This window comes from Erwinia sp. E_sp_B01_1 (genome assembly GCF_036865545.1).
GTDB lineage: Bacteria > Pseudomonadota > Gammaproteobacteria > Enterobacterales > Enterobacteriaceae > Erwinia.
Genome location: NZ_CP142208.1, coordinates 1848464 through 1869311, shown reverse-complemented (window position 1 = coordinate 1869311; position 20848 = coordinate 1848464). Strand labels below are relative to the sequence as shown.

The window sequence follows — 20848 nt, the reverse complement described above, 5'->3', positions numbered from 1 at the left end:
TCAATGTGTTTTTACAGCAGGCGAAACGGACAGAGGAGCGGGAGCAACACCGCTCTGACTTTCCGTTGTGCGTGGAGCCTCTACAGGGATATCTTCAAAACCCAGCAGCAATGTGGTGACAAACGAGAGCACCACTGCCAGCACCATTACGCCCACCACCCAGACAATGCTCATCGGATTAGTGGGATCAAAGAACTGGACGCTGGTAAACAGCCCCGGCGAGGCCATAGAGTGGCTGGCCAGCCCACCAATCCCGGCCACCGCGCCGCAGATAAAGCCGCTGATCAGGCAGGCAACCAGGGGGCGTTTTAAACGCAGCGCCACCCCATAAAGTGCCGGTTCCGAAATCCCGGCGACGATGGCAGAAGCTGCGGCGGCCAGCGCGGTCTGCCGCAGCTCCGGGTTTTTGGTGCGCCAGGCCACCGCCAGCGAAGATCCGCCCAGGGAAAGGTTTGCACCAATTTCCGACGGCATCACCATTCCTTCCTTGCCGGTTTCGGCGATGGTCTGAATGATGGTCGGCGTGAAGACGCGATGCATCCCGGTCATCACCAGCAGCGGCCAGGCCGCGCCCATTATCGCCACGGACAACCAGCCCAGATAGCCGTGTACGGTATAGACCAGTGCAGAAATTCCGGTGCCAATCCAGATCCCCAGCGGGCCAATCAGCAGGATAGCGATGGGAGCAGCGATCAGCATAATCAGCATCGGTTTCAGGAAGTTTTTCGTCACCACTGGCGTGATGCGATCCACCCACTTCTCAATGTGTGACAGTAGCCAGGTCATAATCAGCGCCGGGATCACCGTGTAAGTGTATTTCACCGCCGTGACGGAAAGGCCGATAAACTCCACCGGCTGGCCTTTGGCGGCCTTCGCCATCAGCTCAATAAAGGCCGGGTGAACCAGTACCCCGGCAATAGCTATCGCCAATGACAGATTGGTTTTAAATTTCACGGCGGCAGAGGCCGCAACCATTACCGGCAGGAAGAAGAACGCCCCGTCGCCAATGACGTTGAGGATCACCAGCGTGGAGTCGGTTTTGGTAAAGACGCCGCTCATCTCCAGGATCATCGCCAGCAGCTTCACCATTGAGCCGCCAATAATGGCCGGGATCAGCGGGGACATAGTGCCAATCAACGCATCGAGAATGCCTGCCCCGACGCGTTTAAAAGTGAGCTTATTGGGAGCCTTCACTTCCTGTCGGGCAGCGCTGTTTTCCGGCAGCAGCTTTTGAACTTCGGCGAAAGCGTGCGAGACGTTGTTGCCGATAATCACCTGGCATTGGGTCTGGTTCTGTATCACGCCCATCACGCCCGGCAACACCTTGAGTTGCGCGCTGTCGATCTGATGTTCATCAGCCACAACAAACCGCAGACGCGTCATACAGTGGGTAACGGCCACCACATTACCGGCACCACCCAGCGAGTTGAGTATCGACCGTGCCAGCGAAGAAAAATCTTTAGCCATGAGAATGAATTCTCCATGAAACAAGGGGTTATATTAGTTTCATCTGACAGGCTGACGGCCATCCACTGGCGAAAGTCTGCTAAACTGAAAAAGAGGTAACCGGTTTCACACGAGAATGTTCACTAAAGGGTGAGACTTCAAGATTTAGTTAATTACGGGTTTCAAATTTGTGATTAAGATCGCCAATAGCGCTGAATTTCCGCGTCAGCGTAAGCGGTGTAGAATGGCGCATTAAAATAATTATTCCAGGAGGTGCCGGTGTCGACAATGCAGGAAGTGGCTAACAAAGCAGGCGTCTCTAAGGCCACGGTTTCGCGCGTGCTTTCCGGCAAGGGCTATGTGGGTCAGGAAACGAAAGATCGGGTGTTCAAAGCCATTGAAGAGGCGGGCTACCGGCCCAATCTGCTGGCCCGTAATCTGGCCACCAGCAGCTCAATGTGTATTGGCCTGGTGGTCACTAACACACTTTATAATGGCCCTTATTTCAGCGAGCTGATCTCGCAGGCAGCAAAAAAACTCAATGCCTGTGGCCGCCAGCTGTTGCTGGTGGACGGTAAAAACAGCGCAGAGGAAGAGCGGCAGGCTATCGAATATCTGCATGATTTACGCTGCGATGCGATCATCATCTGGCCGCGATTTCTCTCAATTGATGAGCTGGATGGCCTGATTGATAGCGTTAAAAAACCGCTGATGGTGGTCAACCGAAAGCTGCGTAAACACCCCAGTCACTGTATTTATTGCGATCACAAAGGGTCCAGTTTTGATGCCACAAAATACCTTATCGGGCAGGGGCACAGGGCTATCGCCTTTGTCACCGGATCGCTGGACTCTCCCACCGCTATCGAAAGGCTTGCCGGCTATAAAGAGGCACTGATCCAGAGCCACCTGCCCGTTGATGAAGCGCTGATCGTGCAGGGAAAATGGTCGCCGGCCAGTGGTGCAGCGGCGGTAGAAACTTTGCTGATTAACCAGGTGCCATTCAGCGCCCTGCTCGCCAGTAATGATGAAATGGCCACCGGCGTTTTAAAGAAACTGCATGAAACCGGCATAGCCGTACCGGCGCAGGTGTCGGTGATGGGTTTTGATGATATTCCCACCGCCTCGTGGCTGATCCCTGCTCTCTCCAGCGTGAAAGATCCGGTCAGCGAGATGGTCAGTGAAGTGATAACCCGGATTATCTCCATGCTGGATGGCGGCTATCCTGGCCGTGACAATCCCTTTTTTCCGGGATGGTTATCAGGGAATCCACAGGATCGGGGCCATTTATTAAAGCATCAGCAGGCTAATGATGCTGTCAAACATTACCCGGTCTGGCGTGTTGTCGCCAGGTCCGGTAACGGCAGAATGAGGCCGAAAAACCCAGATCGCATCACATTTCCCGGCATGTTCACCGTCGTTATGATGAAACTCGTCTAAAGTTTGTTTCAGGGTCAACAACTTACAGACAACGCATCGTCCGGACATGGAGAACTACTAATGCAGAGAGTCGATAAACGTCACTGGAAAGCGGTTTTGGTACTGCCTTTTGTGGTCGCGGCACTGACACAAACGGGTTATGCGGCGGAAGCCGACACGCAGCAACATTTGATGAGCAATACTCCACAGCCCCCTGATATTCGTCTTGGGCCGCTGTTTAATGCCGTGCAGGCAGCAAAATTTTATCCCGATCAAAAAACCTTTGCTGATGCGGTGCCCAAAAGTAATCCCAGTACCATTCTTGCTGACTGGCAGATGCAGAAAAATCAGCGCAATTTCGACCTGAAGCATTTTGTCGAGACCAACTTTACCCTGCCAGCTGAAGGTGAAAAATATGTGCCTCCGGCCGGACAAAGTTTGCGTGAACACATCAACGGTCTCTGGCCGGTGCTGACCCGCTCCGCTAAGCAGGCAGGCCAGTGGGATTCGTTGCTGCCGTTGCCCAAGCCTTATGTGGTGCCGGGTGGCCGCTTCCGCGAAGTGTATTACTGGGACAGCTATTTCACCATGCTGGGTCTGGCTGAAAGTGGTCACTGGGATCGGGTTCAGGACATGGTCGATAACTTTGCCTGGGAACTGGACACCTGGGGCCATATCCCTAACGGTAACCGCAGCTATTATCTGAGCCGCTCACAGCCGCCGTTCTTCAGCATGATGGTGGATCTGCTGGCACAGCATCAGGGGGAGAGCACATACAGTAAGTATCTGCCTCAACTGCAAAAAGAGTATGACTACTGGATGGCGGATGCCGACAGCGTCCAGGCCGGTGAAGCCAGCAAGCGCGTAGTGAAGCTCAAGGATGGCACCGTACTGAACCGCTACTGGGATGCGCGTGACGTGCCGCGTACGGAATCCTATATGGATGACATTACCACCGCGCAGAAAAGTACCGACCGAAACAAAGCCGAAGTGTATCGCGACCTGCGTGCAGGTGCTGCTTCCGGCTGGGATTTCAGCTCCCGCTGGTTTGATAATCCGAAAGATCTCTACACCATCCACACCACGCGTATTGTGCCGGTGGATCTGAATGCGCTGATGTTCCATCTGGAAAAAACGCTGGCGCGCGCCAGTAAAGTTGCCAACAACGAGCAGGCCGTTAAGCAGTTTGACGAGCTGGCTCAAAAGCGTCAGGCGGCGATCAACCGCTATCTGTGGGATAACAAACAGGGATGGTATGCCGATTATGACTGGCAGAAAGAGAAGGTCCGGCCACAGTTGACGGCTGCCGCGCTGTTCCCACTTTATCTTCAGGCGGCAACGGATGAAAAAGCGACACGCACCGCAGCGGGCGTCCGCGCTCATCTGCTGAAGGAAGGCGGACTGGCGACCACTAACGTCAATAATGGCCAGCAATGGGATGCGCCTAACGGCTGGGCACCGCTTCAGTGGGCGGCTGTCGAGGGGCTGAACAACTATGGCAAGCAGGCGCTGGCGAAGGATATCGGTATGCGCTTCCTGCAGAACGTACAGACGACTTATGACAAAGAACATAAGCTGGTCGAAAAATACGTGGTTGAAGGCAAGGGGCTGGGCGGAGGTGGCGGCGGTGAATATCCGTTGCAGGACGGCTTTGGCTGGACCAACGGCGTGACCCTGAAGTTGATGGATCTCTACTGCCCGAAAAATACTACCTGTAACAACGTGGGCGATCTGACCAAAGCCCGGTAACGGGTATTACACGGCGCTTCCTGACGCGGGAGCGCCCTTTCAATTTTGTCCTGCCCCTCTCAGCCCCTGATTTCCCTGAAATCCGCTGGATCTGTTTGCCCGCCTCCTCTATCGGATCACGACAACCCCTATCGTTATCAGGGAATATATAAGCAAAATCAATGCTTGAATCCCTTTAACGAAAAGATAATAATTCTCATTGAGATTATCATAAATCTTTACATTACCGTAACTGCGCGTCTTTCACCTCTGCCAGCGCAAACGGTTCTTACTTCGCATTTTGTAAGGGAATTAACAATGAGAATGGCTTTTACTCTAAAGCGTTCTGCTTTGCTGTGTTCGATTGCACTGGCTACTCCTGCTTTCACCTTTGCTGCTGAGACCCTGGTGGTCACCGCACAACCCGTAGAAACGGCGACCACGCCAACACAGGGTTACACCGCGAAAACCTCCTCTGGCGCGACCAAAACCGACCGCCCGCTAATCACCACAGCGCAGTCAGTGTCGGTAGTCACCCGCCAGCAGATGGAAGACCAGGGCGCAATGGATGTTAACCAGGCGCTGAACTACACCGCCGGGGCTTTTACCAATTTTGCTGGCGCAGCCACCCGCTACGACACCGTTTCACTGCGTGGCTTCCACGGCGGCGATGTGGATAACATTTTCCTTGATGGCCTGCGGGTAATGAGCGATCCGGGCAGTTACAACGTTATGCAGGTTGATCCCTGGTTCCTGGAACGCATTGACGTGATCAAAGGCCCCTCCTCTGCGCTCTATGGTCAGACCGTGCCAGGCGGACTGGTGATGGAAACCTCTAAAAGGCCGCAGTTTATTCAGGAAGGACATTTCCGTGCCTCCACCGGGACCAACTCCACCAACAGCGCCGCCTTTGATTACACCAATGCGATTAACGATCAATGGGCGTTTCGCCTGACGGGCATCACCCGTAACAGCGATACCCAGTACGATCATACCCGCGAAGAGAAGTATGCTATCTCCCCTTCTCTGCTCTGGCAGCCGGATGAGGATACCTCGCTGTTGCTGCGTGCCTATCTGCAGAAAGATCCTTCCGGTGGCTATCACGGCGCAGTGCCCGGTGACGGCAGCATCACTGAACACAATGGTCGTAAGCTGAGCAATGGGTTTTACGATGGCGACAGCTCGCTGGATCAGTTCAAACGTAACGAGCAGATTTACAGCTATGAGTTTGCCCATCGTTTTAATGACACCTGGGCCTTCCGTTCCAATGCCAGCTATTCCCACTCTAACGTCGATCTGGATCAGGTTTATCAGATTGGCTGGGACGCAAATAATCCGGATCTGCTGAACCGGTATTACTCAGGCTCCCGTTCTTCCCTGAGTGCCTGGGCCATTGATAACCAGCTGGAAGCGGATTTCGCCACTGGCGAAGTTGACCATAAAATGGTGCTGGGTGCTGAATACCACCAGTATAAGAACGATCTCAGCGATGCCGGCGGTGCGGCAAATCAGCTGAATGCGGTAACGGGTCAGGCAGTTGGCGATCGACTGGATTACACTTTTGCCGATTCCCAGCGACGTTATTATCAGACCGGCGTTTATCTGCAGGATGAGATGACCTGGCAAAAATGGCATCTGGACTTATCTGGCCGCTATGACCGGATTGTGTCAGAGACCCGATCGGCAGACGACAAAAAACGTCGTCAGGACGATCATATCGGTGGCCGTGCGGCGCTGCTGTACGCCTTTGATAACGGCATCTCCCCGTATGTCAGCTACAGCCAGGCGATCACTCCTCAGTCACTCTCTGCCCAGGATGGCAGCATTCTTAAACCGACTACCGCCGAGCAATATGAGGCTGGGGTAAAATATCAGCCCAATGGCACCTCCGATCTCTACTCCGTGGCGGTTTACGATCTGACGCAGAAGGATGTGGGCAACCGCGTGGTGAAGGAGTCTTACTTTGAACCTGCAGGTAAAGTACATTCGCAGGGGATTGAGCTGGAGGCACATAACCAGCTGACACCACGCCTGAGCACCATCGCCAACTACACCCTGAACCACGTTCGCTTTAAAGACTCAGTGGATGGCAACGACGGGCACACGCCATACGTCACCCCGAACTCCATGGCTTCTGCCTGGGCGAAATACCAGTTTGACTGGGGGATCAGCGTGGGTGCAGGCGTTCGCTACATCGGTAAACAATGGGCCGATAACGAGAACACCACTCGCCTGCCTTCCACCACGCTGTTTGATGCTTCCGTGCGCGCCGATCTGGGCGCCTGGAACAGCAGCCTCAAAGGAGCATTCGTGCAGGTTAACGCCAATAATCTGACCGATCGCGATTACGTTGCGGCCTGCTACGGCACAGGCTATTGCTACTGGGGCGCAGAGCGCACCGTGGTGGCGACAGTGGGCTACGACTTCTAATCTGCAGATAAAAAAAGGGAGACGATAATCGTCTCCCTTTTTTTAACCAGCACTCGTCAACTTTTGACTTTACGGTAAATCCACAGCACGACAATCGCGCCGATCACCGCTACTACAAAGCTGCCGAAGTTAAATCCGTCTACCTTGCCGAAGCCAAACAGGGTACTGATCCAGCCCCCAACCACGGCACCGATAATGCCGAGGACCACGGTGATGATAAATCCACCGCCATCTTTACCCGGCATAATCCATTTAGCGATGATCCCTGCGATCAGACCAAAAATGATCCAAGACAAAATTCCCATTACCTGCTCCTTGTTACCTACTGATTAGACGGCATAAGTATAGGCAAAAATTCTAACACTGTGATTTAAATCCAAACTTTTTGTTAAATTTTTTTGCCCCGGGGCTAAAGCGCCAGGTTATAGTGCCGATACTTTGACGTAGCACCAATGATGCCGCGTTTTCTGACATTCAACTGGAGTGGGATGTGAAAGAAGAAGATAAAGAGCAATACCTCAAACGCGGCCCGCTGGCCGTGCTTGCGGTGTTAAAGACTCTGTTAAAAAACCAGACACCGATCATGGTTTCCCATGCCAGGGGCCAGTTTATTACTAAGCTGTTAGACGCCGATCGGGAACGTATGGTTCTTGATCTTGGCAGTAATGATTATGAAAACCAGACCGCTCTGGAAGCTCGTGAGCTGCATCTGACTGCTGAAATGCAGGGAGCCAGAGTGGAGTTTGCGTTGAACGCGCTGGAAGACGACCGCTTTGACGGCCTGCCAGCTTTCAGCTCGGCCCTGCCCGATCAGCTGTGGATGATTCAGCGCCGTGAGTTTTTCCGGGTTTCGGCTCCGCTAAATCCGATCTTTTACTGCTATGTGAACTGGCCGGATGGCAGCGGTGAAGGCCGACTGCGTCTCCAGGACCTGTCACTGGGCGGCATTGGCGTTTTGGCTGATTCAGCGCTACCCGAAACGCTAAAGGGTGGCGAGCAGTTTAAGAAACTACGCGTGGAAATGGGTGAGTACGGCCGTTTTGAGGTCGATGCCAAACTGATCAACGTGGGCAAACGCAGCGTGGTGGGCAACAAAAATGAGACGGTAGTGACGCCTCGCCTCAGTTTCCGCTTCAGTTCATTGAGTTCCGGCGAAGAGCGCTCACTGCAGCAGGTGATTTTCTCACTGGAACGTCTGGCCCGTGATAAAGCCAACCGTTTCCAGTAAAGATCTCACCTGAGGATTTTGTCAGGGCACTGACGCTGGCCTCTGCGCAACGATGGCAGTCTCAGACAGCATCAGGAAAGGGCCGCTTTGTCGGCCCTTTTTTTATCAGACTGTTCAGATGGTGCGGTAAGCGGTGGTGACTTTCCACAGGTAACGCGGGGCCTGAGCGGCTGGATGCTTGTTCTGCACATGCCTGTAGAACTCATCCGGTGACAAGGCATTAATCATCGCAATCGCCTGGCTGCGATCGCGTGAGAAGGTTCTCAGCAATGCACCAGCGCCATTGGCATAGGAAACGATAGTGGCATATCGCAGCGTTTCCGGATCGCGGATCCCTGCCAGGGACTGATCCTGCAGGATTTTCAGGTAAGCCGTACCAATATCGATATTTTTCACCGGATCGCGCAGCTCTTTCGTGGACGGCTGCCCACGACGTCCCTGCACCCGGTAGACTTCACGTCCTGCTGTTGAAGCTTTAATCTGCATCAATCCAATGGCATTCGACTTACTGACTACCGTTGGATTGCCGCCCGACTCGACTGAAATAATGGCATCTACCAGCTTTTGATCGATTCCGTAGTTGTTCGCTGCACTCTCCGTGAACATCGACCAGGCCTGCGCCACTTTCTCTGGCGGTGCCTTGGTTAACGGCGTTTGCTGCTGAGTGATGGTCTGTTTATGTGGCTTGCTGGCACAGCCTGCAAGCAGTAATACGCCCAGTATCGCAACCGTTTTCACACTTCTCACGCTATATTCATCCTCTGAGCCTTAGCCTCGCGCTGTATAATAACGTGCGTGCGGCTGGAGAAAATTACCTTAACTCTGAATTTGAACCGCCAGCGGATGACTTCATCGCGGCTTTTCTTCATCATCAGGGACAGTGAACCCTCAGTGGCGTAAAGCATTCCTTTACCGCTGACCGAAAATCACATAAATCGCCGGTGATGGCGACTTTTTTTTCGCGCTGACTGCAAAATGAGACTGAAATGGGCTCGTCCTCACGCTGCATTAAGGAATAAAGTGAACATAATGTCGGTTATACCCCGTACTTTTCATCTGATTGCTCCTTCCGGCTATTGTCAGAATCAGCAGGCTGCCGAACTAGGCGTGGCGCGGCTTCGCCGTCAGGGGCATCAGGTTTTGCATACCGAAGTGATCGCCCGCCGGGATCGGCGTTTTGCCGGAAATGAGGCCGATCGTTTACAGGATATGAATGCTCTTGCGCATCTCGAAAGGCTGCCGGACATCGTGCTTGCCGTCCGGGGGGGCTATGGTGCCACCAGGCTGCTACCCCAACTGGACCGGGCTGGAATCGCTGCCCGACTGCGGGATCAACCTGTTGCACTTTGCGGTCACAGTGACTTCACGGTGCTGCAACTGGCTCTGCTTGGCGCTGGCACTACCACTTTCAGTGGCCCCATGCTGGCAGGAAATTTCGGCGCTGAGGTTTTATCTGAATTCACTGTTGACCACTTTTGGCGCGCCCTGACTTCACCTAAATTAACCCTTAGCTGGGAAACAGAACCCCAGGAAGTGGACGTTTCCGGCACGGTCTGGGGAGGCAATCTGGCGATGATAGCTTCGCTGATGGGCACCCCCTGGCTGCCTGAGATTGAAGACGGAATTCTGGTGATTGAAGATGTGAACGAGCACCCTTTCCGGGTTGAGAGGATGCTGCTGCAACTGGCCCAGAGCGGTATTTTGGCTCGCCAGAAGGCTATCGTGACCGGCAGCTTTACCGGCGCTACACTTACTGATTATGACAATGGTTATGACTTCGACAGCGTCTGGACGCTGATTCGTCAGGTGACCGGCTTGCCGCTGGTTACCGGGCTTGAATTTGGCCATCACTGGAATACCGTGACGCTGCCGTTAGGGGCTCAGGGGCATTTACAGGTCAAAGGTTCAGCCAGTACGCTGACGCTATCAGGGCACCCTACGCTTCGTTAACCTGCGGGAACACCCATGAAGCAGTTGTACGAAGACCTCTGGGTATCGACACCAGAGTTTCCGGCCAGTGAACACGAGCCGGAACTGATGATGCACGGCTTTTTGCTTCAGCATAAGCGGGGCAATATTTTGATTTCCCGCGTGGAAAATCTCAACGACCACCAGGCGATCGAGGATTTGGGCGGTATGATCCGTCACTATTTCACCCACTGGCATGAAGCCGGGCCCGGTGCCCGCCTTCTGCAGGCGCGGTTCAACTCTGCTTTGTACTGCCACAACCGGGCGCTCGGCCCAATCAGCCCCTGGGTTGAAGCCGACGACACGTTTAACTCGGCGGAGGTGCATTGCGGCAGTTTTCACGTCGTACCCACTCCCGGGCATACGCCGGGCAGCACCAGTTATCTGTACGCGTCACCCTTTGGTAAAACTTACCTGTTTGTCGGCGATACGGTGACGCTTTCGCACGATCGCTGGGTAACGGTACTGGTACCGGAAAGTAACGAAGCGGATCTTAAGAAGTCGATTGAATTTTACCGCGCGCTGCGGCCAGATGTGGTACTGATGGGCACCACTGCCAGCCATCTTGCCTGGCAGGAGGTGGATATGCGTCAATGGCTGACACTGCTGGATGAAGCGGAGAATTCACCGCTGGATCTACGCCAGCGGTTCAGTGAGTAACGATCAAAGCGTTTTTGTCAGGTAAAAGCGTTGATGAACACGGGGATAATTGTCGGGCATAAACTTCCTGAGTGGGGGTTGCTGTAACGATCGCTTCCATTGTTTATCTCCATGCCTGAAATGTCGGGGAAACTCAGGATTCCAGATTGCCGGAGGCATCGGTTCGTTGCAGTTCCACCGTGCTGTTAACGCGTTCGCTGCTGCGACTGCAGGAGACCAGTTTCGGCTCGCCATCGTAGGAGAAGAAGACTTCCTCATCCGATTTATTCACCACCATCTGATCGCCATTTCTGAACAAAATGATCGAGACTTTATCGCCGTTTTTGGTTTCAGATCGCTGATGACCCGCTGCTATCTGAAAATGATCGCCCGGCCACATCAGGGTCGTCAGCCCATATTGCGCTTTGGTCACGGTCATGGTCTGTCGACCCGGACAGGTTATCTGAAATTTAGTGTTCAGGTCAGACGTAGTGGTGTTTGCGTGAGCAGGAAAAATGGCGCTGGCAAGCAGACTTGCAGCGGCGATAATGCGGAACATGGGCAGATTCTCCGGACAGTACTCTCTGATTTCATTGACTATATAGTCAAAAGACTATCACATGAAGCTGCCCATGTTTGCCTTAAGTGTTACGAAATATCCCGGTCTTTCAGTTATTCAGGTCACTCATCTCTTTGATCTGGTCCTGATTTACCGCCTGTTGCCTGCCGTTTTCATCGGTATAAACCACCATGCCGGTGGCTTTATCAACCTGCGGCTTGCCCTGCACCACTTTCGTGCTGCCATCTTTCATTTGCAGGACATGGTTATCTGCACAGCCTGCCAGTAGCAGCCCCCCGGTTAACAGTACCAGTGCATACGCTGTTTTTTTCATCTTAAGCTCCTTGATTGGGTTCAACAATGGCAGTGTAGCCCAGGCTTCAGGTCTGTTTTGACGATTATTGCGTGATAACCTGACAGGCTTCACACACTGGCCGTTAAACCTCTGTTTTCAGTTTACGCCCGAAAGCGAAATTTCCATTGAAGATTGCCGACAATACCTGTATTTTTATACAGCATTTATAACCAGGATAAAACCATGTTTGTTGAACTGATTTACGATAAGCGTAACGTCGCAGGATTACCCAATGCCCAGGAGCTGATCCTGAACGAACTGGAGAAGCGAATTCAGCGCGTGTTTCCTCAAGCGGAAGTGAAAGTAAAACCGATGCAGGCCAACGGCGTGAAAACCGATGCCAGTAAAAGTGATAAATCGGTCATGCTGAGAATTATTGAAGAGATGTTCGATGAAGCGGATCAGTGGCTGGTATCTGAAGAATTTTGAACTAAAGCAGGGTTAATCAATGAAATATTTGAACCTGATCGGCCAGGGCTCCGGTTCTGGCGTTGCATTCCGCTCACAACGTGCCAGACTTAATGCAATAAGTTTCCCTGGTGTTGGCCCGTTATGATTCGCTCTGCGGGCATTTTTTTGCTCTTATTTCTGCACGATGCGGGTAATTCAACCCTGAATTCGCACTCCTGACCTTCCGCTGGTCTCTTTCAGACAGGGCTTTCTCGCCTGGCCTGCTGGTCATGCCACTCAACAGACTATTTCGCCCGTTGAGCAATTTCCGCATACAACAATTCATAGACTTTAGCCGCATGGGCAGAGCTATCCCGCAGCATCTGGATCGCATCTTCCAGCGTCTCGGGTTCCATTTGCCCTACAATTCGCCAGCCTAAAGCGATATTTTTTGCTTCTTCAAGCCGGTTGGGATTTTGATCAACACTTGCCGCTTCTGACACAGAATTCTCCTGATTTGAGATTTGGCCCTATTTTACGGACCATCGCTCCGCCATCTCAACCCTGTTTTTGCAGCGGAATGTGAATTTGCCCGTTTTTTAGGGTTTTCTGCGCAAAAAGACGCTTTTTCAGGCCAATCCGGAAAATTGCCGGGCAAAATACAGATTAGTCCTGGTAATGAAACTGCACTATTCCATTGTTTAAACCTGACTGCCAGAGGTTTAAGGTAAAAAAAAGCATAAATTATGTAAATAAAAAAAAACCGCCCTGAGAAGGCGGTTTAGGTTAGCTAGCTACTTTTTAGCTGAAGTAGGGAAATTTACGATCCGTCCCGTTAACGTTGAGCGTGATATACCCTGTTGCCGCAGTGCTGACAGGCGCTACAGCTTCAGAAGTTGCCAGCGTGACGACCCCTTTTTCATTCGCCCCTATTCCCGCCAGGCCATTGTGTAAACTTAAGCGAGCATTAGGCGTGACGGTGCCAAGCGTGGTTTCATCTGTCACCTCAGTCAGATCCGGTGTAAATAAGGAACACTCTCCCGATTCGAACCGGGTTGGTCCTGTGGATCGCAGGTTAAACATAGTATCCCCGCTGCCCGCCTTGAGTTTGACCCACACATCAGCACCATTCTGATAATTTCGCTGATATTTAACGTCCAGGATAGCGGTAAGGCCACGGTGGAACATATCTGCCCAGACGGCAGTGGCACAACGCTGAAGATTCAGATAAGTCACCCCGGATGACACAGACTGGACCGGACTGGCGGCCGTCCCTGAAGGATTAGCCGTCGAGAGTTTACTGACAATCTCTAACGTCCATTGCTGATTCACTTTCGGGAACACGAACTTACCAATGCGGAACCATTTGTCAGTATCCGAGGTATTAGTCATCTTGTAGCCTGAATACCATCCAGCCTTCATCGAACCGGTCATGGTGGTACCGAAATTTTCATCACGACGCCAGCCCGTCTCATACCCTGACAGCCAGCGTCCTGCGGCATTCTCCAGATCGACCTTCGACCCAGCCTGCAAATTAAGCTGCCGCATCTGCACGCGGCTGTTATTGAGCAGCAGGGGATTACCGCAGTCCTCCACGCTCAGCGCATCAATCAGCCACTGACCATTGCTCAGATCGCCAGGATAGCGGGTGTGCTCAATCCAGACGTTACGAATCAGCCCCTGCGTCATTCTGGGCATCATCAGGGTGGCATCCCCGTAGCCGAACTGGAAATTCGCATTCGACAGTTCAATGGCGGTGGCGTGATCCCAGACGCCATTAGGCGAATTCGACCAGCCAACATCAAAGACTCTGGCGTAGGTGTACTGGGAGTAAATCTGATCAAAACGGGTGTCCAGCGTATCCAGTAGTTTCACCGCCGTTCCGCCGTTATAGAGCACCCGGAAGCAGCTAATATGCACAAACTCACCTTCAACGGTGGTGTTTTCAAAGAACGGCTGAACGTTGCTTAGCATATCTGCGGTGATGGCGCCGGTATTGGTCGTGGTGTCCGCTTTGGCCTGACCATTCCAGGTAATGCCACGAATAATTGTCCGGCGGGCATTCACTTTGAAGACGGTATTCACCGACTTATCCGAAATAATCACCGTGCGAGGCCTGACGCCATAAGGCGCATCATCGCCATAGAGAGCAAAACAGGGGATCTCACTCGCGGTGAGATCGATCGGTGAAAGCAAAAACTTACCGGCAGGGAAACGCACTCCGATATCTATTGCGTTCGCATCATAGCTCTGAGACCAGCTAAACATCCTTTTAAAAGCATCACTGTCATCCGTCACGCCATCTCCTTTTGCCCCGAAGTGATAGAGATTGACCTGTTCCGTGTCGTTGATGATGCGTTTCCAGTAGAAGCCGGTGCCTTTAGCCAGCGAGCCGCCATCGTCCTTCAGCGTGGTCGTTCCCAGGAAGCCGACAAAATCGCCGCCACCATGAAAACTGGAATCCTTGTCGTAGTAACGTTTAAGCGCAGCGATATCACCGGATTTGGTGGGAGCAGTGGTTCTTAAATCCGCAAAGCAGTTTACTTCGATCATAAAGACCTCCAGATACAGGGATGTAGTGCAGTGAAATGCCCGGGAGGGCGAGGGATTACTGAGGGGTGAAAACAGGAACGGATAAATGCGGTATTGGTAACCGGGCACCGGTCAGGATTGCTCTTCGCAATCAAGCTTGCGGCGTTCATCAACCAGTGGACGCTGTCGGACAAATTGCGCCATTACCGCCATCGCCACCATAAAAGCCCCAATGAGCCCCAGGTAATTTGGCGGAATAACGCTTTTGACATCCGCTGGCAGCAACTGCCAGGCCCGCATGGCGGAATCGGGGAACGACTGCACCCAGGCACCCAGTACCGATCCCAGGGATGCCAGCCACACCGACCAGGTTTTAAACAGCAGTTTTGCGTGATGCACAAACTCCATTGAGCTGTACTTTCTGACCAGCATCAGCAGCAACAGAGCAATAATGACTGCACTAAGATAGAGGCTGAATCTCATAGCAGCCCCCGATAACTGTCCAGGGTGCCCGAGCGCATTACACAGGCATGGCGCTTAGCCCTGCCCGGCGTTTGTCTGGCCCACAGGCTGTTTAACATGCCATCGGCAGCAGACGAAAAATCACCGCGTGCTATTGCCCGCAGGGTCTCTTTAAATCCGGCCAGCCCGTCGACGCCCATCTGATAGGCCATACTGATAAGGATATCGGCTCTGGCCTCATTACACTGTCGTAACGCCTCTGCAATCAGGGGACGCTTTCTGAGGTCAAAGATTTTGCCCTCCACCAGCATCTGCATCCACAGTTCGCCGACCTGGCGTGGCACTTTAAAGATATAACTACTCAGCGTTGCCCCTTTGGGGCCAATTTTGATACCGCATCCCACGGTGGGATAGCCCTGGGTGTCAATAAATGGCTCATCGCGATACCCTTCTTCATACTTCAGGATGGCAACTATCTGGCTCATGATGAATACTCCTGTTTGACGCAAAAAAAAGGAAAACGGATCATGACAGGCAGGCAAAAAATGCGTACCGGTTTTTCAGTCGTCAGGAAAAACCGGTCAATGCTGTAAAATTGAATTTTACAGGCACCTGTATCGGTGCAGCCAGATTGTATAAAGAGCTTAATGACACCGGGTGGTTCAGAGTGACATTATTTAATGCGTTATACGCATATTAGTAAGCCAGAAAAAATGCGCAAGTAAATTTGCGTAATACGCAAAAAAAAGAGAGTGACCTTATGAAACCGGGAGAGAGAATTCGACAGCTTCGGAAAGCGAAGAAGATGACCCTGAATCAGCTGGCAGCGCAGGTAAACAGTGACGTGGGAAATCTGTCGCGCCTTGAACGCGGGAGGCAGGGCTACAGTGATGCATTACTACAAAAAATCGCGGATGCACTCACAGTGCCGATTTCTGCGCTATTCTCATCAGTAGAGCTGAAGAGTACTGTTGATTCATACAGTGTCTCTTCATTAACTGATATAGGGAGAGATGATGTGTATCGTGTTGATGTCCTTGATGTTTCAGCCAGCGCAGGCGAAGGTTCACCGGCCAGGGAAGTGGTTCAGGTTATCCGATCTATTGAATATGTTCGTAAAGAGGCCAGCGTTATTTTTGGCAACAAACCTGAGGCCATCGTTAAATTGATAAATGTGCGCGGCGACAGCATGGAGGGCACCATCGAACCCGGCGATCTGATTTTTGTCGATGTCAGCGTCTCCTTTTTTGATGGGGATGGGATCTACGTTTTTGATTTCAACGGCGATATGTTTGTGAAGCGGCTTCAGAAAGTGAAGTCTGAACTCTATGTCATCTCAGATAATCCCCGCTATAAAGAGTGGACAATCTCTGCCGATGAAATGGCCATGCTGCATGTGGCCGGGCGCGTCATGCTCAGCCAGTCTCAACAATTCCGGCGTCATGGTTAATCTCCTAAGGTAACCCGTTCGAAACGGGTTACCTATTATCAGCACTTAAATTATGCGTTTGACGCATATTAAATTATCTTCCAGGATTAACTTAAGCCCCTGTCAGAGAGGAAAATCCGATGAATTCACGCCAGCGTCGGGCCTTACGTTATCGCGAAGCCTGCAAAAAACAGTACCGCCAACTTTCACAAGCTACGGGCTGCCCACATCGCGTACAAAAAGCTTTGGCTCTGCCTCCACAGAGCCGGGAGTGAACCGGGCTATTTTTGCGGCTTAAGTACGGCTAAAAACAGCGCTATATTTCCTCTGGCGCGAAACACTGCCGCACAGAAGATCAGGTTGATCGAAACAGTCGCCCACGAGGTTTGATCATAATGATCAAAGAAATAACGGAAAGGAATGGAGGCATAGGCCAGCACCAGCACATAAGCCAGCCAGGAAGCCCAGCACTGGTGATGAGTTCCATGTTTACGAAAAATCATTAACCGCAGCGCAATGGCGGTTGCCAGAATGACATTGGTAATTACCAGCGGATCATTTACGACCATGGAAGCCTCCTTTCAGGCGTGCCAGCCAGTCAACTGGATCTTGCTGACTAAAAAACGTCAGGGTTTTGATTGCCAGAGCAGAGAGCAGGATTGCCCCCAGCCCATCCAGGGGCCTGTCGGTGTAGCCTGAAAGCTGTTCCAGTTTTGCACCCGCCAGCCCTGAGCCAAAAATACCCACTATCCACGACACGATAAAATAAGCGGCGCGTACGATCAGCCTGAGATCAACAGCACTGGCTACATAAAACACCGCCCCCGCAAAGGCACCAAATAGCACCCCATAATTAATACCGGCCATATGGCCGGACAGCAATGAATCTGCTGAAGATGCCGCGCCTGCGCCAACGGCTACTAAATGTTCAATCATAATGCCCCCTTCGCTCCAGCGTCTTCTTAAAGATTCAGGCAATAAAAAACCCCGGCCGGAGCCAGGGTTCAACGTATAAGCTGTCTGATTGGGTACTGCTGACACTATAACTTTAGAGGGGTTAATGCGTACGCGTGAGGAAATTATCGATTTATTTTTGGTGCTGATTCAGCAATACCCCTTAACTCAGGTGCAAGCTCGCCTCGCGGTAGCCTGTTAAACTGGCAGACAGCGGATACCCACACAAACAAAAAGGTTGTTGGTCATTCAAGCCCGTAAAGGTAATCTGTTGCGCGGTCCCGCTCAGGGAACATTCAGCACAGATAGCGCTTCAGCCTGTCGGGGCTTTAAAGCGGGTATTTTATCCCTGCAGCTCGAAAGATTTTAACTATCCGGGAGAAAAGCATGAAAACTGTTTCATTAATTATTGCTGCAGCTACTTTAACGGCCTGCTCACATCAGCCAGCTCAGCGACCTCAGACTGCAGGTATGGCAAATCCTGCTTCTGTCTACTGTCTGCAACAGCAGGGAAGCCTGCAGTTTGTGCAGGAACAGAAAGGCACTGTCGGCTACTGTACCCTGCCCTCAGGTGAAAAAATTGAAGAGTGGACGCTCTACCGGCAGAACCATAAGTAAATACCCGCCGTTGGGTGGCGGGTTCAGCTCAGGTTCCGGCTGATTGAAGGGATCACTCTCTGTCAGTCGGTTTTTCAGACTGCTTAGCCTGTTCTGCCGAAGAGGGAAAATCATCCTCCTCGTAAGGATTTACAGCGTTTGGCGCTGCTTCCGGTAGCCCTTTATGGACGTCGCCTTCTTTCTTACGCTCTTCATTCGTATCATGCTTATGCATAAATTATCCTCAGAGTTCCGGTTGTAAAAAAGGCAATAAACTGTGCTGTTTTCTGTGGTGCAGGAACCTTACAGAGCGTCTGACCTCTGTTAAATGACAGGATCCTCGATCTCATCAATCAGCTCACTGCCCTGATTTTTCACGTTTCCCACAATTTTAGAAACCGGATGCCAGGTAAATTCTTCCGCAGGCAGGGCGTGCTCGCTGGCAATGTCCTGCGCCTGTTTCGGACTGGTTTCAGGGTTGAGCCATGCCATAACGGCGGAGGGGCTGAGCACCAGCGGGCGGCGATCGTGGATATCCACCAGCCCTTTATCGCTGGCCGCCGTGACGATGACAAAACCCTCATCCTCATTTTGCTTATCAAAGGGCGCTTTACCAATGGCCGCCAGAAAGATCGGCTTCCCGGATTGATGATAAATAAAGTAAGGCTGCTTTTTGCTGCCGTCGCGCTTCCACTCATACCAGCCATCCGCCATGACAATAGCCCTGCCGTGATTCCACAAGGGTTTAAACATCCGGCCGGTGGCAGCAGTTTCTACACGGGCATTGATCAGAGGCTGCTTGTCCCACCAGTCCGGGTCATATCCCCAATGGACAGGATCAAGATGCAGCGCATCATTGCGCTGATTCAAAAGTAAAACGCGGGTGCCTGGAGCGATGTTATACCGCCCTACCGGCTCAGGATCGTAAGCGATTTCCCGCTCAACCTCATCGGCAAACTCTTTAAGGTACTCTTCGCGAGTTCGGTACTGAGTAAACCTTCCACACATAGTTTCTCCCCATCATTCAGGGTCTTTATCACCAGACTCAGGGGCTGAACCGGGATCGTCTTTCTTCGTCTCCTTTTCCTTTTCATTCTCGCTATGCAGAGAGTCAGGAATCGGCTTTTCGTCAGGTTTGTCACCATTTAAGGGGCGGTCAGTCATATACTTCTCCTTTATGTTTTAACGTATAAACAGAAAGTATAGTTGCCATTGACTTTAAGTGTGTTGATAGCTTAGTGGTTGTGAAATCAACGCCGGTCTTAACTTCACACTGTTTTGCGACTTAAGGAGGCGGGAATGAGACTGGAAGATTACCAGAGCAATTTGCCGAAAAAATTTGCTGAGGTTTTAGGAAAGAATTTTGAAGAGGTTTTGAAAAGAAATAATTACAACAAAAAGCCCGCATAAATTTAACACTTATGCGGGCTTTATTTATCGCACAAAAATTACATGTGCTTAATCATGGCGTCGCCAAACTCTGAAGATTTCAACAGAGTAGCGCCGTCCATCAGACGCTCAAAGTCATAGGTCACGGTTTTGGCAGCGATTGCGCCTTCCATGCCTTTAACAATCAGGTCTGCAGCTTCGAACCATTCCATATGGCGTAGCATCATTTCTGCGGACAGGATCACGGAACCTGGGTTCACTTTATCCTGACCAGCATATTTAGGTGCTGTGCCGTGGGTAGCTTCAAACAGAGCGCATTCATCACCGATGTTTGCACCTGGCGCGATACCGATACCGCCAACCTGCGCCGCCAGGGCGTCGGAGATGTAGTCACCGTTCAGGTTCATACAGGCGATAACGTCGTATTCCGCTGGACGCAGCAGGATCTGCTGCAGGAACGCATCGGCGATCACGTCTTTTACAACGATCTCTTTGCCGGTGTTAGGGTTCTTAATCTTCATCCACGGGCCGCCGTCGATCAGCTCACCGCCGAACTCTTCTTTCACTAACTGGTATCCCCAGTCTTTGAAAGCGCCTTCGGTGAACTTCATGATGTTGCCTTTGTGAACCAGCGTCAGCGAGTCACGATCGTTGGTGATAGCGTATTCGATAGCCGCGCGAACCAGGCGTTTGGTGCCCGCTTCTGAACATGGCTTAACACCGATACCGCACTGCTCAGGGAAGCGAATTTTCTTCACGCCCATCTCATCACGCAGGAACTTGATCACTTTATCCGCTTCTGCAGAACCGGCTTTCCATTCGATACCTGCATAGATATCTTCGGAGTTCTCACGGAAGATAACCATGTCGGTCTCTTCAGGACGCTTCACCGGGCTTGGCGTGCCAGTGTAGTAACGCACAGGACGCAGGCAGATGTAGAGATCAAGCTGCTGACGCAATGCCACGTTCAGGGAACGAATACCGCCGCCAACTGGAGTAGTCAGTGGGCCTTTAATCGCTACACGGTACTCTTTAATCAGGTCGAGGGTCTCTTCTGGCAGCCACACGTCCTGGCCATACAGCTCTACCGATTTTTCACCGGTGTAAATTTCCATCCAGGAAATTTTACGCTCACCGTTATAAGCTTTCTGAACAGCGGCATCGACAACTTTGATCATCACTGGAGAAACGTCCACACCGATACCGTCACCTTCGATAAAAGGGATAATCGGGTTGTTGGGTACGTTCAGTTTTCCCTCTACCAGGGTGATTTTCTGACCTTCCGCCGGAACAACTACTTTGCTTTCCATTAACCTCTCCTTCGAG

General features: G+C 51.9%; 23 protein-coding genes and 1 pseudogene. 9 read left to right on the top strand and 15 right to left on the bottom strand.

Annotated elements, in window-relative coordinates:
- Positions 1-1467 (bottom strand): PTS cellobiose/arbutin/salicin transporter subunit IIBC, encoded by a 1467-nt coding sequence (gene ascF / locus VRC33_RS09080; RefSeq protein WP_338563003.1) that lies wholly within the window; start codon positions 1465-1467, stop codon positions 1-3.
- 258 nt (positions 1468-1725) lie between these two features.
- On the opposite strand from ascF, the pseudogene VRC33_RS09075 reads away from it, so the two are divergent.
- The 3 genes and pseudogenes from VRC33_RS09075 to VRC33_RS09065 all read left to right on the top strand — a co-directional run bounded on the left by VRC33_RS09075 (position 1726) and on the right by VRC33_RS09065 (position 7020).
- Positions 1726-2753: pseudogene (locus VRC33_RS09075) on the top strand (LacI family DNA-binding transcriptional regulator).
- A gap of 190 nt (positions 2754-2943) precedes the next feature.
- A complete protein-coding gene (gene treA, locus VRC33_RS09070) occupies positions 2944-4611 on the top strand; it encodes an alpha,alpha-trehalase TreA (RefSeq protein ID WP_338563000.1) in 1668 nt (555 codons plus the stop codon).
- A gap of 297 nt (positions 4612-4908) precedes the next feature.
- Positions 4909-7020 carry a TonB-dependent siderophore receptor gene (locus VRC33_RS09065; protein ID WP_338562997.1) on the top strand — a complete coding sequence of 704 codons (2112 nt, stop codon included), beginning with the start codon at positions 4909-4911 and terminating at the stop codon, positions 7018-7020.
- 56 nt (positions 7021-7076) lie between these two features.
- Here VRC33_RS09065 and VRC33_RS09060 read toward each other — a convergent pair whose 3' ends face one another.
- A complete protein-coding gene (locus tag VRC33_RS09060) occupies positions 7077-7325 on the bottom strand; it encodes a GlsB/YeaQ/YmgE family stress response membrane protein (RefSeq protein WP_024967806.1) in 249 nt (82 codons plus the stop codon).
- 185 nt (positions 7326-7510) lie between these two features.
- Here VRC33_RS09060 and VRC33_RS09055 point away from each other — a divergent pair, with 185 nt between their 5' ends.
- Positions 7511-8248: a flagellar regulator YcgR PilZN domain-containing protein gene (locus VRC33_RS09055; RefSeq protein ID WP_338562993.1), complete on the top strand. Its 738-nt coding sequence runs from the start codon at positions 7511-7513 to the stop codon at positions 8246-8248.
- A gap of 114 nt (positions 8249-8362) precedes the next feature.
- Here VRC33_RS09055 and emtA read toward each other — a convergent pair whose 3' ends face one another.
- Positions 8363-8995, bottom strand: coding sequence for a membrane-bound lytic murein transglycosylase EmtA (gene emtA, locus VRC33_RS09050; protein WP_338562991.1), 633 nt, complete (start codon positions 8993-8995; stop codon positions 8363-8365).
- A gap of 282 nt (positions 8996-9277) precedes the next feature.
- Here emtA and ldcA point away from each other — a divergent pair, with 282 nt between their 5' ends.
- Positions 9278-10198 (top strand): muramoyltetrapeptide carboxypeptidase, encoded by a 921-nt coding sequence (gene ldcA / locus VRC33_RS09045; RefSeq protein WP_338567610.1) that lies wholly within the window; start codon positions 9278-9280, stop codon positions 10196-10198.
- Positions 10199-10213: 15 nt separating this feature from the next.
- The gene (locus VRC33_RS09040; protein ID WP_338562988.1) at positions 10214-10876 is read left to right on the top strand and encodes an MBL fold metallo-hydrolase; all 663 of its coding nucleotides are present in this window, start codon (positions 10214-10216) and stop codon (positions 10874-10876) included.
- Positions 10877-11009: 133 nt separating this feature from the next.
- On the opposite strand, the gene VRC33_RS09035 is transcribed toward VRC33_RS09040, so the two are convergent.
- Positions 11010-11414, bottom strand: coding sequence for a hypothetical protein (locus tag VRC33_RS09035; RefSeq protein ID WP_338562986.1), 405 nt, complete (start codon positions 11412-11414; stop codon positions 11010-11012).
- A gap of 109 nt (positions 11415-11523) precedes the next feature.
- Positions 11524-11748, bottom strand: a complete 225-nt coding sequence (locus VRC33_RS09030) for a YgdI/YgdR family lipoprotein (protein ID WP_338562984.1) — start codon at positions 11746-11748, stop codon at positions 11524-11526.
- A 204-nt stretch (positions 11749-11952) separates the two neighbouring features.
- On the opposite strand from VRC33_RS09030, the gene VRC33_RS09025 reads away from it, so the two are divergent.
- Positions 11953-12198 (top strand): DinI-like family protein, encoded by a 246-nt coding sequence (locus tag VRC33_RS09025; RefSeq protein WP_338562981.1) that lies wholly within the window; start codon positions 11953-11955, stop codon positions 12196-12198.
- Between the two features lie 266 nt (positions 12199-12464).
- Here VRC33_RS09025 and VRC33_RS09020 read toward each other — a convergent pair whose 3' ends face one another.
- The 4 genes from VRC33_RS09020 to VRC33_RS09005 form a co-directional block, all read right to left on the bottom strand.
- Complete coding sequence (locus VRC33_RS09020) at positions 12465-12662, bottom strand: hypothetical protein (RefSeq protein WP_338562978.1); 198 nt, start codon at positions 12660-12662, stop codon at positions 12465-12467.
- Positions 12663-12960: 298 nt separating this feature from the next.
- Positions 12961-14712, bottom strand: coding sequence for an amylovoran biosynthesis protein AmsF (locus tag VRC33_RS09015; RefSeq protein WP_338562976.1), 1752 nt, complete (start codon positions 14710-14712; stop codon positions 12961-12963).
- Positions 14713-14823: 111 nt separating this feature from the next.
- The gene (locus tag VRC33_RS09010) at positions 14824-15174 is read right to left on the bottom strand and encodes a hypothetical protein (protein WP_338562973.1); all 351 of its coding nucleotides are present in this window, start codon (positions 15172-15174) and stop codon (positions 14824-14826) included.
- On the bottom strand, positions 15171-15638 hold the full coding sequence (locus tag VRC33_RS09005) for a glycoside hydrolase family protein (protein WP_338562970.1): 468 nt from the start codon (positions 15636-15638) through the stop codon (positions 15171-15173). Before VRC33_RS09005 ends, VRC33_RS09010 begins: the two co-directional genes overlap by 4 nt.
- Positions 15639-15913: 275 nt before the next feature.
- On the opposite strand from VRC33_RS09005, the gene VRC33_RS09000 reads away from it, so the two are divergent.
- Positions 15914-16603 carry a S24 family peptidase gene (locus VRC33_RS09000; RefSeq protein ID WP_338562968.1) on the top strand — a complete coding sequence of 230 codons (690 nt, stop codon included), beginning with the start codon at positions 15914-15916 and terminating at the stop codon, positions 16601-16603.
- Between the two features lie 260 nt (positions 16604-16863).
- Here the strand turns inward: VRC33_RS09000 and VRC33_RS08995 are convergent, their stop codons facing one another.
- Both VRC33_RS08995 and VRC33_RS08990 read right to left on the bottom strand, forming a co-directional pair.
- Positions 16864-17151: a phage holin family protein gene (locus VRC33_RS08995; RefSeq protein ID WP_338562966.1), complete on the bottom strand. Its 288-nt coding sequence runs from the start codon at positions 17149-17151 to the stop codon at positions 16864-16866.
- The gene (locus tag VRC33_RS08990; RefSeq protein WP_338562964.1) at positions 17138-17518 is read right to left on the bottom strand and encodes a putative holin; all 381 of its coding nucleotides are present in this window, start codon (positions 17516-17518) and stop codon (positions 17138-17140) included. The genes VRC33_RS08995 and VRC33_RS08990 overlap by 14 nt, the downstream gene beginning before the upstream one ends.
- Positions 17519-17923: 405 nt before the next feature.
- Between VRC33_RS08990 and VRC33_RS08985 the strand changes: the two genes are divergently transcribed.
- Complete coding sequence (locus VRC33_RS08985) at positions 17924-18154, top strand: DUF333 domain-containing protein (protein WP_338562962.1); 231 nt, start codon at positions 17924-17926, stop codon at positions 18152-18154.
- 52 nt (positions 18155-18206) lie between these two features.
- Here VRC33_RS08985 and VRC33_RS08980 read toward each other — a convergent pair whose 3' ends face one another.
- From VRC33_RS08980 to icd, 4 genes are all read right to left on the bottom strand, one after another.
- Positions 18207-18368, bottom strand: coding sequence for a hypothetical protein (locus VRC33_RS08980; RefSeq protein ID WP_338562960.1), 162 nt, complete (start codon positions 18366-18368; stop codon positions 18207-18209).
- Between the two features lie 89 nt (positions 18369-18457).
- Positions 18458-19141: an SOS response-associated peptidase family protein gene (locus VRC33_RS08975; protein WP_338562957.1), complete on the bottom strand. Its 684-nt coding sequence runs from the start codon at positions 19139-19141 to the stop codon at positions 18458-18460.
- 12 nt (positions 19142-19153) lie between these two features.
- Positions 19154-19297: a hypothetical protein gene (locus VRC33_RS08970; protein ID WP_338562955.1), complete on the bottom strand. Its 144-nt coding sequence runs from the start codon at positions 19295-19297 to the stop codon at positions 19154-19156.
- Positions 19298-19581: 284 nt separating this feature from the next.
- Complete coding sequence (gene icd, locus VRC33_RS08965; protein ID WP_338562953.1) at positions 19582-20832, bottom strand: NADP-dependent isocitrate dehydrogenase; 1251 nt, start codon at positions 20830-20832, stop codon at positions 19582-19584.
- Positions 20833-20848: the final 16 nt, after the last annotated feature.